The sequence below is a fragment of the Lawsonibacter asaccharolyticus genome, from assembly GCF_022453915.1.
Classification (GTDB): Bacteria; Bacillota; Clostridia; order Oscillospirales; family Oscillospiraceae; genus Lawsonibacter; species Lawsonibacter asaccharolyticus.
The window spans coordinates 383,353-398,445 of record NZ_CP091870.1 but is presented as its reverse complement, the minus strand read 5'-3'; the positions used below and the strand labels follow the sequence as shown (position 1 = coordinate 398,445).

At 64.5% G+C, this 15,093-nt stretch carries 17 protein-coding genes; 8 read left to right on the top strand and 9 right to left on the bottom strand.

Translation table 11 applies throughout. From position 1 onward, the window contains the following. The first annotated feature begins 6 nt into the window (after nt 1–6). Together L9O85_RS01850 and L9O85_RS01845 are read left to right on the top strand one after the other, a co-directional pair. Nucleotides 7–939 (top strand): RluA family pseudouridine synthase, encoded by a 933-nt coding sequence (locus L9O85_RS01850; RefSeq protein WP_301579353.1) that lies wholly within the window; start codon nt 7–9, stop codon nt 937–939. After that, nucleotides 936–1,559 carry a hypothetical protein gene (locus L9O85_RS01845; protein ID WP_301579351.1) on the top strand — a complete coding sequence of 208 codons (624 nt, stop codon included), beginning with the start codon at nt 936–938 and terminating at the stop codon, nt 1,557–1,559. The genes L9O85_RS01850 and L9O85_RS01845 overlap by 4 nt, the downstream gene beginning before the upstream one ends. 205 nt (nt 1,560–1,764) lie before the next feature. On the opposite strand, the gene L9O85_RS01840 is transcribed toward L9O85_RS01845, so the two are convergent. Next, entirely contained in the window at nt 1,765–2,616 is an 852-nt protein-coding gene (locus L9O85_RS01840) for a metallophosphoesterase (protein WP_301579349.1), read from the bottom strand. Between the two features lie 219 nt (nt 2,617–2,835). Here L9O85_RS01840 and mutY point away from each other — a divergent pair, with 219 nt between their 5' ends. From mutY to L9O85_RS01825, 3 genes are read left to right on the top strand one after another with little or no spacing between them, the layout of a single operon-like run. Next, nucleotides 2,836–3,882: an A/G-specific adenine glycosylase gene (mutY, locus tag L9O85_RS01835; protein ID WP_301579347.1), complete on the top strand. Its 1,047-nt coding sequence runs from the start codon at nt 2,836–2,838 to the stop codon at nt 3,880–3,882. 17 nt (nt 3,883–3,899) lie between these two features. Then, nucleotides 3,900–4,799 carry a 4Fe-4S cluster-binding domain-containing protein gene (locus tag L9O85_RS01830; RefSeq protein ID WP_256183417.1) on the top strand — a complete coding sequence of 300 codons (900 nt, stop codon included), beginning with the start codon at nt 3,900–3,902 and terminating at the stop codon, nt 4,797–4,799. Beyond that, entirely contained in the window at nt 4,796–5,917 is a 1,122-nt protein-coding gene (locus L9O85_RS01825; RefSeq protein ID WP_346015875.1) for an SLC13 family permease, read from the top strand. The genes L9O85_RS01830 and L9O85_RS01825 overlap by 4 nt, the downstream gene beginning before the upstream one ends. Before the next feature lie 89 nt (nt 5,918–6,006). On the opposite strand, the gene L9O85_RS01820 is transcribed toward L9O85_RS01825, so the two are convergent. Both L9O85_RS01820 and L9O85_RS01815 read right to left on the bottom strand, forming a co-directional pair. Further along, entirely contained in the window at nt 6,007–6,948 is a 942-nt protein-coding gene (locus tag L9O85_RS01820) for a D-2-hydroxyacid dehydrogenase (RefSeq protein ID WP_050622842.1), read from the bottom strand. A 105-nt stretch (nt 6,949–7,053) separates the two neighbouring features. Continuing rightward, a complete protein-coding gene (locus L9O85_RS01815) occupies nt 7,054–7,482 on the bottom strand; it encodes an AraC family transcriptional regulator (protein ID WP_256183420.1) in 429 nt (142 codons plus the stop codon). Between the two features lie 220 nt (nt 7,483–7,702). Between L9O85_RS01815 and recG the strand changes: the two genes are divergently transcribed. Then, a complete protein-coding gene (gene recG / locus L9O85_RS01810; protein WP_301579344.1) occupies nt 7,703–9,793 on the top strand; it encodes an ATP-dependent DNA helicase RecG in 2,091 nt (696 codons plus the stop codon). A gap of 43 nt (nt 9,794–9,836) precedes the next feature. Here the strand turns inward: recG and L9O85_RS01805 are convergent, their stop codons facing one another. Continuing rightward, on the bottom strand, nt 9,837–11,183 hold the full coding sequence (locus tag L9O85_RS01805) for a DUF4179 domain-containing protein (protein ID WP_301579343.1): 1,347 nt from the start codon (nt 11,181–11,183) through the stop codon (nt 9,837–9,839). After that, a complete protein-coding gene (locus L9O85_RS01800; RefSeq protein ID WP_108979978.1) occupies nt 11,180–11,656 on the bottom strand; it encodes a sigma-70 family RNA polymerase sigma factor in 477 nt (158 codons plus the stop codon). The genes L9O85_RS01805 and L9O85_RS01800 overlap by 4 nt, the downstream gene beginning before the upstream one ends. A 118-nt stretch (nt 11,657–11,774) precedes the next feature. Between L9O85_RS01800 and L9O85_RS01795 the strand changes: the two genes are divergently transcribed. Both L9O85_RS01795 and L9O85_RS01790 read left to right on the top strand, forming a co-directional pair. Continuing rightward, nucleotides 11,775–12,218, top strand: coding sequence for a GNAT family N-acetyltransferase (locus tag L9O85_RS01795; protein WP_050622847.1), 444 nt, complete (start codon nt 11,775–11,777; stop codon nt 12,216–12,218). A gap of 41 nt (nt 12,219–12,259) precedes the next feature. Continuing rightward, entirely contained in the window at nt 12,260–12,652 is a 393-nt protein-coding gene (locus L9O85_RS01790) for a C-GCAxxG-C-C family protein (protein ID WP_108979980.1), read from the top strand. Nucleotides 12,653–12,679: 27 nt separating this feature from the next. Here the strand turns inward: L9O85_RS01790 and L9O85_RS01785 are convergent, their stop codons facing one another. From L9O85_RS01785 to L9O85_RS01770, 4 genes are read right to left on the bottom strand one after another with little or no spacing between them, the layout of a single operon-like run. Further along, complete coding sequence (locus L9O85_RS01785; RefSeq protein ID WP_050622849.1) at nt 12,680–13,270, bottom strand: hypothetical protein; 591 nt, start codon at nt 13,268–13,270, stop codon at nt 12,680–12,682. Further along, on the bottom strand, nt 13,267–14,316 hold the full coding sequence (locus L9O85_RS01780; protein ID WP_301579340.1) for a baseplate J/gp47 family protein: 1,050 nt from the start codon (nt 14,314–14,316) through the stop codon (nt 13,267–13,269). The genes L9O85_RS01785 and L9O85_RS01780 overlap by 4 nt, the downstream gene beginning before the upstream one ends. A 13-nt stretch (nt 14,317–14,329) precedes the next feature. Beyond that, nucleotides 14,330–14,674, bottom strand: coding sequence for a hypothetical protein (locus L9O85_RS01775; protein WP_050622851.1), 345 nt, complete (start codon nt 14,672–14,674; stop codon nt 14,330–14,332). Between the two features lie 5 nt (nt 14,675–14,679). Beyond that, nucleotides 14,680–15,087: a hypothetical protein gene (locus L9O85_RS01770; RefSeq protein ID WP_050622852.1), complete on the bottom strand. Its 408-nt coding sequence runs from the start codon at nt 15,085–15,087 to the stop codon at nt 14,680–14,682. Between the last annotated feature and the right edge of the window lie 6 nt (nt 15,088–15,093).

The window sequence follows — 15,093 nt, the reverse complement described above, 5'->3', positions numbered from 1 at the left end:
GGCGGGATGGAACAGATACAGAGGAAGACCCGCCGCCTGGAGCTGGTCCTGGGGCCGGAGGACGGGGGCGTCAAGGTGGACACCCTGCTGCGGCGGAGGCTGCACCTGTCCGGCACGGTGATCCGCCGGATCAAGTGGCTCCCCGACGGCATCCTGGTGGACGGGGCCCGGGTGAATACCGCCTTCCGCCCCCGGGAGGGACAGACTCTGTCCGTCCGCCTGTCCGACCCGGAGCGGCGCAGCGGCATCCTGCCCGCCCCGGGTCCCCTGGATATCGTGTACGAGGACGGGGACCTGCTGATCCTGAACAAGGCCCCGGGGGTTCCGGTCCACCCCGGCCCCGGACATTTTAATGATACGATAGGTAATTTTTTGCTGAATTATTACAATTCGGAGGGAATTGAAGGAGATTTCCACCCCGTCCACCGGCTGGACCGGGGGACCTCCGGGCTGATGGCAGTGGCCAAGCACCCCCACGCCCAGGAGGTGCTGAAGGGGCAGCTCCACACCCCCACCTTCCGCCGTGTCTATCTGGCGGTGTGCGACGGCGGGCCTCAGCCCCCCTCCGGTGTGGTAGACGCCCCGCTGGGGCCCCGGGAGGGCTCCCTGGTGGAGCAGATGGTCCGCCCCGACGGCAAGGACGCCCGCACACGGTATGAGACCCTGTCCCGCTCCGGGGGGCGTTCCCTGGTCCGTCTGGAGCTGGACACCGGGCGCACCCACCAGATCCGGGTCCACATGGCCTCTCTGGGCTGCCCCTTGACAGGAGATTTCCTTTACGGGTACGAGGACCGTTCCCTGATCTCCCGCCCTGCCCTCCACTCCGCCCAGCTGTCCCTCCGGCAGCCCGTCACTGGGCAGGAGCTGTCCTTTACCCTCCCCCTTCCGGAGGATATGGCGCGCCTGCTGACCCATCAGAAAGGAGAGAAGGAGCCGTGAATGTGATCCGGCGCTGGATCACCCAGCCCAACGCCCTGCTCCGGGCGGCAGCTTTGTTCGGGGCAGGCATGGCCCTGACGCTGGCGGCGGCCTGCCTCAGCTGGCCTCTGCTCCCAGAGGGGCTCCTGAAAAACGCCAATCCCCTGTGGAACTGGGCGGTCTCCTCCCGCCCCCTTGTGGGCGGGCTCCAGATCTTCGGGTTCAACCTGATCTTTGCCTGCGTCCTCGTGGGGGCCAACCTCTTCGCCAGGGGACCGCAGGGGGGTCCCCTGATCCCCTGCGGCTACTCCTGTCTCCTCCTGCTGTTCCTGCTCTATGGGCTGATGGTGGGCACCTGGTCCTTCCAAATGGGCGGAGAAGCGCCCCCTTTCGCGGCCCGGCTGCTACGCATGCTCCATATCAGCGAGGCCTCCGGCATGGTGGAGATGTCCGCCTTCTGCTGCATCGCCTCGGGAACGGCGGACATCTCTTTCGTCCAGACCCTGGGGGGCCGGACCACCGCCGGACGGCTGCGGGATATCCGCCTGTCCCGTCAGGACAGGCTGGTCCTTGCTTTGGGATTCCCGCTCCTGTTCGCCGCCGCCATGATCGAGGCGGCCAGCATCCTCCGCCTGACCTGAACACAGGGCCCGGGATCAAAAATGATTCCGGGCCCCTCCCTTTTACCCTTTGGACTGATTTTGGGTATAAATAACCTCCCTTCGTCAAAATGACGTGGGAGGTATATTCGTAGTTGGCAGCTAATTGATAAAGCAGAATTTATATATTCTCCCGCTTTCTTTCGTGTTCCTGATGCTAATGTTTAAAATCAGGATACAGACTTATTCATCCACAGTTCAACTCTATAATAACTATTTCCGGTGGATTGTTGATTCTCACCGGAATGATACTGTTTCCAACACCTCTGCTCACAATCATAGTTGTTCCATTCTCTGTATAGGCTCCTGCGTCATATTTCGGGAAAAGTCCTTGGCCTGGAGCAATAACTCCTCCCCCCAATGGCAATCGAAATTGTCCACCGTGGGCGTGACCCGACAATACTAAGTCAATATTTTTATTTTGATAGACATTAAAATACTCGGGTCTATGCGATAAAAGTATAGTAAATCCATCGCTAATATTTACCTGCGAAAGTTTTGCTTCCAAAATACTTTCCGATAAAAGACGGTCTCGTTCTGAAAAATCAGGGTCATTTAATCCTATTAGCTGAATACACACATCACCATAGTTCAATTCGATGGCTTCATCTTGAAGAACAGTAATTCCTGTATTTTGTAATGATGTCTTTAACTCTTCGTATTGTGAGCCGATCCATGCCTCGTGATTGCCTGTGACAAAATAGCAAGGAGCAATTTTTACGGCTTGCTGAGCAAAAGATAATGCAACTTCAAGATTTGTATGGTTAGAATCTATCAAATCCCCAGTAATAGCGATTATATTTGGGCTTTCTGCCTCTAATATATCAATTAACTTTTCATTATTTTTTCCGTATTCTGCATTATGCAAATCCGAAATATGGGCAATAGAAAATTTGTCAAACGCTTCAGGCAAGTCTTTAGATGTTACTGTTAATTTGGTTGTTTCTACCGACAGATTTCCCCAAATCACCCAACTGACCATAATTGAAATCAGAAGCATCACAAGTATAATCGTTGTTCGATTTTTTATCTTTCTCACGACATTATGCCTCGCCATTATAAATCCTGCTCCACAAATTCCAATCTATTGTTTTGTTTACTTTATCATATTTATCTGTTTGCATCAATGTTTGGTACAATCGATGGAGTTAAAACCCATCGATTCAAATGTAAAAAGGGAACCGGGCCCTGTTCCGTTGCCTTTTTTCTTCCCATGGTGTATAATGCCCGGGAATCTGATGAGAGAGGAGGGGATGCTATGGACCAGCTGAAGGAGCTGCCCATCCCCCTGCTGCTGTGGTACCGGGAGAACGCCAGGGTGCTGCCCTGGCGCAGCCACCCCACGCCCTACCGGGTGTGGGTATCGGAGATCATGCTCCAGCAGACCCGGGTGGCCGCTGTGCTGGACTACTACCGCCGCTTTCTGGAGGCTCTGCCTACGGTGGCCGACCTGGCCGCCGTCCCGGAGGACGCACTGATGAAGCTGTGGCAGGGACTGGGCTATTACAGCCGGGCCCGAAACCTGCAGCGGGCTGCCCGTCAGATCATGGAGGAGCATGGAGGCATCTTTCCCTCCACCTATGAGGAGATCCGCGCCCTGTCCGGTGTGGGGGACTACACCGCCGGGGCCATCTCCTCCATCGCCTTCGGCCTCCCCGTCCCGGCGGTGGACGGCAACGTGCTGCGGGTGGCTTCCCGGGTCACGGGAGACGAGGGGGACATCGCCGCGCCGGCCACCAAAAAGCGGGTGACCGCCGCCCTGGCAGAGATCATCCCCCTGGACGCCCCCGGCGACTTCAATCAGGCCATGATGGAGCTGGGGGCCACCGTCTGCCTGCCCAACGGGGCGCCCCTGTGCGACCTCTGCCCAGCCCGGGCGTTCTGCACTGCCCGCCTCACCGGCCGGACCGGCCAGCTGCCGGTGAAGGCGGCCAAGAAGGCCCGGAGGGTGGAGGAGCGCACCGTCTTTCTCATCTTCCACGAAAACCGGGTGGCCCTGCGGCGCAGGCCGGGACGGGGGCTTCTGGCCGGGCTGTGGGAGTACCCCAACGAGCTCTCTCCCGCCGGGGACGCCCTGGCCCGCTGGGGCATTGCTCCTGCCTCCCTCCGGAGCGCCGGGATGGGGAAGCATATCTTCACCCACATCGAGTGGCGCATGGCCGCCCTGGCGGCGGAGGCGAGCTCCCACGCGCTGCCGGAGGGGTGGGTCTGGGCGGACCGGGCTGCCCTGGCCCGGGAATACGCCGTCCCCAACGCCTTCCAGCCCTTTCAAGGGGCGGTGGAGGAGAGGCTGGGACATTTTTGACCGGAGGAGGAAACGCCATGATCTGCGATCTCTGCCCCAGACGCTGCGGGGCGCTGCGCACAGAGGAGCGTGGGCTGGGCCGCTGCCGGATGCCGGAGCTGCCGGTGCTGGCCCGTGCTGCCCTCCACCGCTGGGAGGAGCCCCCTATCTCCGGCACCCGGGGCTCGGGGACCATTTTTTTCTCGGGCTGCTCCCTGGGCTGTGTGTTCTGCCAAAACGAGGAGATCAGCCACCGGGGCTTCGGGAAAGCGGTCACCCTTGAGCGGCTGGCCCGGATCTGCGGCGAGCTGGTGGACCAGGGGGCCCACAACCTCAACTTCGTCAACCCCACCCATTACGCCCATGTAGTGGGGCGGCTGCTGGAGGAGCACCCCCAGCCCGTCCCGGTGGTGTGGAACTCCGGAGGATACGACCGGGTAGACACCCTGCGGGCTTTGGAGGGAAAGATCCAGATCTATCTGCCCGACCTGAAATATCTGGACAGCGACGCCGCAGGGCGGTATTCCGGCGCCTCCGACTATCCTCAGACAGCCCAGGCCGCTATCCGGGAGATGGTGCGCCAGACCGGCCCCTGCGCCTTTGACGGGGATGGCCTGCTCACCCGCGGGGTAGTCATCCGCCACCTGATCCTCCCCGGCCAGGTCAGTCAGGCCAAGGCAGTGATGGACTGGGTGGCGGCGGAGTTCGGCCCAGGGACTGTGCTCTTCTCCCTGATGAGCCAGTACACCCCCTGGGGCCGGTCGGCGGAATTTCCCGAGATCCACCGGCGGCTCCGGGCCGGGGAGATGCGGGCGGCGGCGGAATATATGGCAAATCTGGGGCTGGAGGGCTTTACCCAGGAGCGGACCAGCGCCCAGCGGGAATATACCCCCCCCTTTGACCTGACCGGGGTGGCGGGGGAGGGAGGAGCACTGTGATATCCCCGGCCCGTCTGTTTTCCCTGATGAAGCGGGAAGCCGTTCTGTCCGCCGCCGCGGCGCTGGCTCTGCTGTCCATGCTGTGGGTGCCGCCCGACGGGGCCTATCTGTCCTATGTGGACTGGAGGACCATGGCCCAGCTGTTCTGCCTGATGGCGGTGATGGCTGGGCTGCGGGAGCTGGGGGTCTTCAGCCGCCTGGGCCGGCAGCTGCTCTGCCGGGTCAGGAGCGCCCGCCAGCTGGAGTGTGTGCTGGTCTTTCTGTGCTTTTTCACCAGCATGGCCATCACCAACGATGTGGCCCTGCTCACCTTTGTCCCCTTTTCCCTGGAGGTGCTGACACTGGCCGGACGGGAGGAGCGGGCGGTGCCGGTGGTGGTCTTTCAGACTGTGGCTGCAAACCTGGGGAGCATGGCCACCCCCATCGGCAATCCCCAGAACCTGTATCTTTACGCCCAGTCCGGCCGGGGACTGGGGGATTTTCTGGCCCTGATGCTGCCCTACACCCTTCTGTCCGGCCTGATGCTGCTGCTCTGTCTCCTGCCGGGGCGGAGCGCCCCCCTGGCCGGTCTGGCCCCCGGCGGGGCGGAGCCCTCTCTGCGCCGGCGTCGGACCGGGATGTACCTGCTTCTGTTCCTGGCCTCGGTCTCCTCTGTGGCCAAGCTGCTCCCGGTGTGGCTCCTCACCGCCGCCGTGGTGGTGTGTGTCCTGGCTGCCGACCGGCGGGTGCTGCGCCGGGTGGACTGGTCCCTGCTGCTCACCTTCGCCGCATTTTTCGTCTTTATTGGAAACATGGGCCGCGTACCCGCCTTCCGCTCGCTGCTGGAGCAGGCCATCTCCGGCCACGAGCTGGTCACCGCCGTGTGCGCCAGCCAGGTCATCAGCAACGTGCCCGCCGCCTTGCTCCTCTCCGGCTTCACCTCGGAGTGGGATGCCCTTATCGTGGGGACCAACCTGGGCGGGCTGGGGACCCTGATCGCCTCCATGGCTAGCCTGATCTCCTATAAGTTCTTCGTCCGGGAGCACCCCCAGAAGCGGGGAGCCTATCTTCTCTTCTTTACCGGGGCCAACCTGCTCTTTCTGGCCGTCCTGCTCCCGGCGGCCCTGCTGCTGGGCTGACCGGGCCGCGCCCATGGGAAGGGACTGACTGGTCCACTTTTCTAAAAACAGGGAGGCGCGCTGATTCATCAGCGCGCCTCAGTTTGTTTCTATCTCCGCACCAGATTTTCCAGGGGTTTCCCAGCCTGCCAGCGATTCAGGTTGTCCAGCGCCTGCCGGACGCAGTTGGCCCGGGTGACCTCCAGGCGCATCCCGCCCGCGGAGTGGGGGGTGATGATCAAATTGGGGATCGTCCACAGGGGGCTGTCCTGGGGCAGGGGCTCTGGGACCGTGACATCCAGGGCGGCGCCCCACAGGCGTCCCTCTCCCATGACGGCCGCCAGCGCCTCCTGATCCAGCACGGAGCCCCGCCCCATGCTCAGCAGGATGGCGTCCTCCTTCATCAGCCGCAGCCGCCGCGCGTCCATCAGTCCTTCCGTCTGGGGGGAGTGGGGCAGCATCAGGGCCACCACGTCGGCCTGGGGCAGCAGGCCGTCCAGCTCCTCCATCACCGCCAGCCGATCAAAGCCCTCCACCGGCCGGGAGACATCCCGCTTCAGCCCCACAGTATGGGCACCCAGCCCCCGGCACAGTCCGGCAAACCAGGAGCCGATGTGTCCCGCCCCCGCCACCAGGACGGTGGCACCGGAGAGGGTCTTCATCTTTCCTGGGTCCGTCCAGAGCCGCTCCCGCTGCTGATCCCGGCACTGGGGGAGGCGGCGGCACAGGGCCAGCAGGCAGGCCAGGGCGTGCTCCGCCACCGACTGGCTGTTGGAGCCGGCGGAGGAGGTGAGGACCACCCCTTCCGGCAGGACGCCGGGGGCCAGATACTCGTCGGTCCCCGCCCACATGGACTGGAACCACTTCAGGCGGGGGGCGCGGCTCAGGTCGGCGGGCCGGGGCCACCCGAAAAGGATGGTGGCCTGTTCCAGCTGCTCCGCTGTCACAGTGCGCCGCCCGGCGCAGACGTGGACGGCCCGGGGGGCTGCCTCCTGAAAGGCAGCTTTTTCCTCCTCCGTCACCGGCAGCAAATTCAGAATATACTCAGCCATGGGGGAGCCTCCTTTTTTCAAAAGACAGATGATATTGATTATACCCCAGTCCCTCCCCTGATGGCAAGAGCGGCACGTTCCCTCCTCCGACGGTACGGCCTATGCTCACTTCAGAGGGATGCAGAACTCACACCGGTGCAGGGCCACCTTTTCGGCAGAGTAGCGCTCCAAAACGGGGCTGGCGCGGTCCACCGGCAGCCCGGCGGTCAGGCGCTCCAGATCTTCCCAGAACCGGGAGACCTCCCGCTCCGTATGAGGGATCTCAAAGACGGCGTACCGTCCGCCCCGGACCCTGCGGGTGTCCAGTGGGAGCCGCTCCCCCTCTCGGATGATGATGCCCACATCATACCGGCACCGGTCCGGCGGAGTTCTGCTGGGATCGTCCAGGGCGATCCCCAGCAGGACGGTCCCGGACCCCATCCTGCCCCGCTCCTTCAGGAATACCTTCAGGCGCTCCATCAGCTGTCGGTTTTCCGGGCCGTAGGGGCCTGTCCTGCGCAGATAGGCGATCTCAACAGCCTCCATTTCTTCCATATTCAATGGTAATCCTCCCTTTCTGTTCCGCCCTGCGGCTGTTTTGACCCATCATAAGCGGAATTAAAATGATTTTCAAGGGGGATTCCCCTGCAGTCAGGGCAAAAGTGGCCGCTTCCATTTCCTTTGCTTTTTTCCTCCTCGCTGTGGTAAAATAGGCACATCCTGCCCGGCTGACAGGCCGGGCCATGCCGCATGAAAAAAGGGAGGGGGGAGCCACATGACCATCACGCTGGACACACCGGTGACGGATTTTCCGGGCGTGGGGCCCGCCCGGGCCAAGAAACTGGAGAAGCTGGGCATCCTTCGGGCCGCCGATCTGCTCACCTACTACCCCCGGGACTACGAGGACCGGCGCCGGATCTGGTCCATTCGGGCTGCGCCGCTGGGGGAGAAGGTCTGCGTCTCCGCCCTTGCGGCGGAGCGCCCTGTCCTCTCCTACATCCGCAAGGGGATGGAGCTGGTGAAGCTGAGGGTGGTAGACAACTCAGGCACCCTCTACCTCACCTTCTTCAACCAGTCCTATCTGAAAAATTCCTTCCAGCCTGGGGAGGAGTATGTGTTTTATGGGGAGATCCAGGAGCAGGGCTCCCGCCGCTCTATGGTCAATCCGGTCTTTGAGCGGGAAGGGGACCGGGACTTTACTGGACGCATCGTACCGGTGTACCCCCTGACTGCAGGGATCTCCAATCATCTGATGGTCTCCCTGATCCGCCAGGCAGTAGAGCAGTGCGCCGGCCAGGGGGCAGAATCCCTCCCGGCCAGCCTTCGGGCCGCGCACCGGCTGGTCCCGGCGGAGCGGGCCTGCCGGGACATCCATTTCCCGGAGGACTTTGACGCCCTGGAGCAGGCGCGGCGGCGGCTGACCTTCGAGGAGCTGTTCTACCTCTCCGCCGGCCTGACCCTTCTGAAGGACCGCCGGGACAGCCAGTGCTCCGCCGCGGTGTTTGCCCCCCGCCCCTTGGAGGCGTTCTGTGCCCTGCTCCCCTTCGCACCCACCCAGGCCCAGCGGCGGGCCATGGAGGAGACCGCCCGGGACCTGGCCTCTGGCCGCCCCATGAACCGGCTGGTCCAGGGGGACGTGGGCTCCGGTAAGACCACGGTGGCCGCCTGGGGGGCTTGGCTGGCCGCCCAAAGCGGCTGGCAGTCCGCGCTGATGGCGCCCACCGAAGTGCTGGCTGAGCAGCATTACCGCACCATGGACCAGCTGCTCTCCCCAGCCGGCGTCCGGGTGGCCCTGTTCACCGGCTCCATGACCGCGGCTGAAAAGCGGGCGGCCCGGGCCGCCCTGCGCTCCGGGGAGGTGGACCTGGCGGTGGGCACCCAGGCCCTGCTGTCTCAGGGGGTGGACTTCGCCCGCCTGGGGCTGGTCATCACTGACGAGCAGCACCGGTTCGGCGTGGCCCAAAGGGCGGCGCTGGCCGCCAAAGGGGCGGCACCGCAGTCCTCTTCCCCCCACGTGCTGGTCATGTCCGCCACCCCCATCCCCCGCACCCTGGCGCTGATCATCTACGGTGACTTGGACGTGTCCGTCATTGACCAGCTCCCCCCGGGCCGCGTCCCGGTGCAGACCTTTGTGGTGGGGGAGAGCAAGCGTCAGCGGATGTACAACTTTGTCCGCAAACAGGCCGGAGAGGGCAGGCAGACCTATATCGTCTGCCCTGCGGTGGAGGAGAGCACCGGGGACGGGGCCCCGCCCGGCCTGATGGACCTGAAGGCGGTGAAGGTCTACGCCCGGCAGCTCCAGGAGCAGATCTTTCCTCAGCTGCGGGTGGGGCTGCTCTACGGTAAGATGAAGCCCCGGGAGAAGGAGGCCGTCATGTCCGCCTTCGCCAGTGGGGAGCTCCAGGTCTTGGTGTCTACCACCGTCATCGAAGTGGGGGTGGACGTGCCCAACGCTGCCCTTATGATCGTCGAAAACGCAGAGCGCTTCGGCCTCAGCCAGCTCCACCAGCTCCGGGGCAGGGTGGGACGGGGCCGGCACCAGTCCTACTGCGTGCTCCTCACCTCCAACCGCAGCCCGGACACCCTGGCCCGTCTGCGGGTCTTCGCCTCCACCACAGACGGCTTCAAGATCTCTGAGGAGGACCTGAAGCTACGGGGCCCCGGCGACTTCTTCGGCCGCCGCCAGCATGGCCTGCCCACCCTGCGGCTGGCCGATCTCTCCGGGGATATGCGCCTGCTCAGCGAGGCTCAGCAGGCGGCACGGGACCTGCTCTCCGCCGACCCCCGCCTGGCCTTGGGGGAAAACCGCCCTGTGCTGGAGCGGGTACGGGCACTGTTCTCCGATACGCCGGACATCTTCAACTAAAACAGCAGACCGGGGCCGCGGCTCAAGCCGCGGCCCCGGTCTGTCACGGCAGGACAAAGGGGATGTTCAGGTCTTCATGGTCCGCCGTCTCTGTATGTGCCAGCTGGATCTGGATGCGATTCCAGGCACAGTTTTGGATGTGATACAGATACTCGACATGCTTCCTCCCGTCCACCTCCTCCGCTGTCCCAGAGGTGGTCACGCCGTCGAATGTGTGCTCCGTCCCCTCCGGGTCCCGAAAGAGGAAGGTGAAGGGGGCGTCCGGCCCTCCCTCCGCCTGCCGGAAAAGCAGGATGGTGCGATCCCCTTCCCGGCAGACCTGAAGCAGCTCAGTCCCCTCCGGAAGTCCGCAGGCGGTTCCGGCGGCCAGGTCGATGTCCGCCCACTCCTGCTCCTTGTCCAGCCATTTCAGCCTCCGGATGGAGAGGGTCATCTCCTGTCCCTCCAGGAAATACAGGCTCTGCCGGTAATAGTGGAGCATGGAGCGGGAATCCTCCCCGCCGGTGGCAGTGATATACCCGTCCCCTGTGTCGTATTCTTTTCCATTCCCGTCTACAAAGGCAAACTCGGCCCCCGCCAGCCAGCAGGTATTTTCCGGGTCCTCCTGGAGATGGATCTCCGTGTGGGTGGGGTAGGCCTCCAGCTGGTCCACCTTCAGCCGCTGGCCGTCCGCCTCCACCCAGGTGTCCACCACCACCGTCTTGGGACCGGCCATCTTGTCCCGGTCCAGCTGGATGGGGAACGTGAGGGCCACAGCTTCCCCCTCCGCCGGCTCTCCGGCCCCGTCCACTGCCGGGGCCCTGTTTTCCGCTTCCCCTGCTGGTCCGGCCGGTTCCACGGTGCACACGGCCAGGAACTCCTCCGGGAGTTCCCCCCGGCTGAAATGGAACTCCGTGTGCCGCAATTCCTCCGCCTCTCCGGCCGTTCCGCTGTACTGGGCGGAGCTGTATCCTTCCAGGGGGGTGCCGTCCGGCGTCTGGAGCTCCCAGGACACCCGGCCGCCGCCCTCCACAGAATAGAACAGGTGTGCCCTGGCTGGGGAGGCGATGACATACTCCGCAGTAACGGAGATCCTGTCCGCCCCCTCTGTCCGGCCGATATACTGCACATAGTCGTGCTCCACCGCCGCCCGCAGGCTGGGAGAGAAGGCCACCGCCGCGGCCAGCTCCCGCAGGACCGGCACCTTGGCGCAGGAGATGGCAAAGGCCGGGGAGGCGTTCACCATCACCACGAAAGCGGCGCACACACCAGCCAGTCCGGCCAGCAGCTCCGCTGGCCGCCGGCGCCTCCGCCTGGCGCGGTCCATCCCTCGCCGGACCGCGCTCTCCAGTTCCGGGGGCTCCCGGCGCAGTTGTTCCGTCAGCACCCAGTATTCCTCTCTCCGGTTCATGACCCCACCTCCTGTCCGTCTGTCAGGTCCAGCCTGAGAAGCTCCAGGGCCCGCCGCTGGCGGGAGGATACCGTCCCCCTGGGGATCTCCAGGGCGGCGGCTGTCTCCTCCAGCGTCAGGCCGGTAAAGTACCGCAGGACGATCACGGAGCGCAGCTCTTCCGGCAGCGCCCGCACCGCCTCCCGCAGGGAGAGGGCATCCATGTGCTCCGCCTCCGGTTCCGGCGGGACGCAGACCCGGCACTCTCTGCGGCGGCGGCGCAGCTCGTCCTTGCACACATTGATGAGGATCCGGGTCAGCCAGGTCTCGAAGAACTCGGGCTGCCGCAGCTTCCGGCGGTCCCGGAAGGCGCGGTACACCGCCTCGTCCACCGCGTCCACCGCAGCGTGCTCCCCGCCCAGGTAGAGGAAGGCTGTGCGGTAGAGCCGACCCCGCTGGTCCTGGGCCCGGAGGGCGAATTCCTGTTCCGTCATGCTCCATCCCTCCCTTTTTGACCATTAGACGCCGGAGGTCCATGTTTTGCCCACCTCCGGTTGAAAAAATTTTTCTGTGATATTATAATAGCAGACAATGAAACAAAGGAGGATCGCTATGCTGACCTTTCGCGATATGACACTGGACGACCGGGACACCGTCCTGCCCATGGTGGATGCCTTCTACCGGTCCAACGCGGTAGACCACCCGGTCCCCCGGGAGATCGTGGAGCGGTCCTTTCTGGCTGCTGCCGGGAATGAGCCCCTGCTCCGGGGCACCCTGATCTTCGAGGAAGGCCGGCTGGCGGGCTATCTGTATGTCACCCTGTGTTACTCCGCGGAGGTGGGCGGGACCTGCGTCTTCATTGAGGAGGTCTATCTCCTGCCGGAGTTCCGTGGCCGCGGCCTGGGCCGGCAGGTCCTGGAGTGGATCTTTACCCAGTACCCGGACAGCCGCCGCTTCCGTCTGGAGGTCACCCAGATGAACCAGGGGGCCGCCCATCTGTATGAGAAGTGCGGCTTCCAGTACCTGCGCTACGACCAGATGGTGCTGGACCGGTGACCGGCAGGCCATCGTGATTTATTGTGGGAGGAAAACTTGAAATGGACTATGTTGAAAAGGCCCGGGCACTCCGGGCAGACCCTGCGGTCCACTACAACTGTTGTCAGGCGGTCCTGGTGACCTTTGCCGACCGGCTGGGACTCACGCCGGAACAGGCCAATGCTCTGGGGGCCCACTTTGGGTCCGGGATGCGTCACGGCTCCACCTGCGGCGCGGTGAGCGGCGCTCTGATGGTGCTGGGCCTGCTGGGCTGCGATGAGAAGCAGTCCACCGCACTGCTCCGAGACTTCCGGACACGTCACGGCGCGCTGGACTGCGCCGACCTGCTCCGGGCTTCCAAGGAACGGGGAGAGCTGCGCAAGGACCACTGCGACAGCTTGGTCCTGGAGATGTCTCGATTTCTGGAGGAACTGCTCAGGGAGCAGAGCACCTGACCCAGACAGAGGAGTGGGCGGGGACTGTCAGGTCCCCGCCCACTCCTCTGTTTCATCCACCAGCGTCTCCAGCTGCTCCCAGGTCAGCTGGCGCTCTTCGATCTCCGCCCAGCAGGAGATCTTTCTCTCCAGTTCCTCCCATGTAATATACCAGAAGACATATTCGATCCCCAGGTGGGCTGGCAGGATATCCTCAATGATCTCCCGGATCTCCTTAAATCCCTTTGGGATGCCTGGAATATCAGGGAAGGAGACCGCCACCTCTCCCGGGATCTCCTTCTCCTCCACATGGGCATGGACGCCGCACCCGGAGATGGTGGCGTTGATGGCCTCCAGGGTGAAGCTGTCCCCGCCGATCCGCATCAGCGCAGCCAGGGCTTTCCGCATCCCCGTCGGCGTGTCCGCTACCGGCCGCCGGGCCAGCAGGGCGATGATCCGCTCCAGCCCCCAGCTCTCCGCCTCCGCCAGCGTGCTCTCCCGCCGCAGCTCCGCCAGCCAGGTGTCCACCCCGTCCAGCGCCCCGCCCTGGACATTCAGCTCCCCGCCGTTGAAGGGGGCCTCCAGATCATAGAGCCTCAGCGGGGCCAGCAGCTCCCGCAAATATCTCCCGTAGCTCATTGCATTGCCTCCACCGTCAGGGTCCCAAGCACCGGAAGCTGGTCGGGCTCTAAGGCCAGGTCCTCTGGAGGCGCTGTCAGCTCGTAGTTTTTTACCCCTTCACAGCCGAAGATCAGGCTTCCCAGCCGGGCCCGGAGGACATCCTGCCCCAGCCGCTCTCCGGTGAACCACTGCCGCAGGGCGGTCTTCACCCGCTCTGCGGCCCCCGCCTGGTCCGCGCCCCCGTCGATCTTGACCGCCACATCCACCGTCACCGCCTCCGGGGCCCGCACCAGCACATCCACCGCGATCTCCCTGCGCTGCTGGAAATAGTCCGTCAGCTGGCCCAGCAGCTCCTCGTCCGGCATCCCCTCCAGGGTGGCCGCCACCACGTCCACCGTACCCCTGCCCCGGCTCCGGGGCAGTACGGACGCCGCAGCCACTTGGTCAAAGGAGAGGGCCCCCTGCTCGTAAAATGCGGCGTTGGCCCCGTTGGGCAGCCGCCGGAAGGTGCTAAGCACCCGCTGGCGCAGGCCCTCGTCCCCCTCCTCGTCCCCGCCGCCGGCAAAGGGGGCGGGGTTGGTGCAGGCGGCGATTCCCACCGGCGCGGCCGCCATGGCGGTCACCGCCCCTGCCGGGACATTGCCAGCACTGCCCGGCATCAGCGCCCGGGCGGGCACATCCACCCAGGACGCCCCTGCCTCCAGAACCGCCGCCTGTGCCGTCTCGAACCGGATCATCCCCGGGGTCATGCAAACGGTCCCGGCGGGGATAGGCCGGTCCGTATCCGCCGCCCGCGCCACAGAAAACCGGATGCTCCCCTCCGCGGCGGTGGCCTGCTTCCGGCTCAGCCCCCGCAGCTGGGCGTGGCTGTCCAGGCAGCTTCCCGCCGCCGTCTGGGGAAAGCACTGCCGGAGCACCCAGTCCGCCTGGGCGTACAGGGCGTACACCTGGGCCGCCACCGCGTAGAAGCGCACCGCCAGATCGCAGCTCTCCGCCGCCTCCAGCCCAGTCCTCTGGGCAAAGCAGTCCAGCATCTCCTGATAGATCTCTTCCAGCTCCTTCATTCCGCTCCCCCTCTCACAGCAGCGTCTGGACGGCCAGTGCCTCTCCCTGCCAGTCCAGCCGGACAGTCAGCAGGCCCCGGTCCCCCTCCTGGGCCAGCGATACCTCTGTCACCCGCAGTCCGCTCTCTCCAGCCAGGGCCTCCGCCACATACTGCTCCGCCAGCGCCTGGCGGGCTGCCGGTTTCTCCCGGAGCACCAGATAGAGGCGGCTGCCCAGCTCCGGCATAAAGGGGAAAGCCCCCCGCCGTGGGACCAGGCGGAACAGGACCCGCTGCAAAAGGGCCTCGCCCCCGGTCAGCCGGCGGAAGCCTCCCAGTCCGTCGGGCACATAGTCTCCGTTTTGGATCTGAAGCTCCATCCCCTTCACCCGCCTCCCAGGATTGCCAGCACGATCTGCCGGATCAGGCCGTTCAGCGACTGGCCGTTCACCATTACCTGACCGTTCAGCTCCAGACGGCCGTCCGTGCGCAGGAGCAGCCCGCTCTCCGCCCCGCTGCTGGAGATGGACACCTCCCCAGCGCCCAGCGTCTCCGCCTCCCCCTGCCGCTTCCCGGCGACGCAGGGGGACTCGCCCCCCTGTCCCGCCTTCAGCACCAGGACCCGGTCCCCCAGGGCCGGCTTCCAGCAGTAGCCGCCTGGCCCATAGACCGCCAGCTGCCGCCGCTCACCGTCCAGATAGGCCCCTGCCGGGTCCCCCTCCAGGGTCACTTCTCCCCAGTCCACCCAGCTCTCACCGGCCTGCCGTGTTTTTCTCCGGTCTGATGTCCACATTTCGCT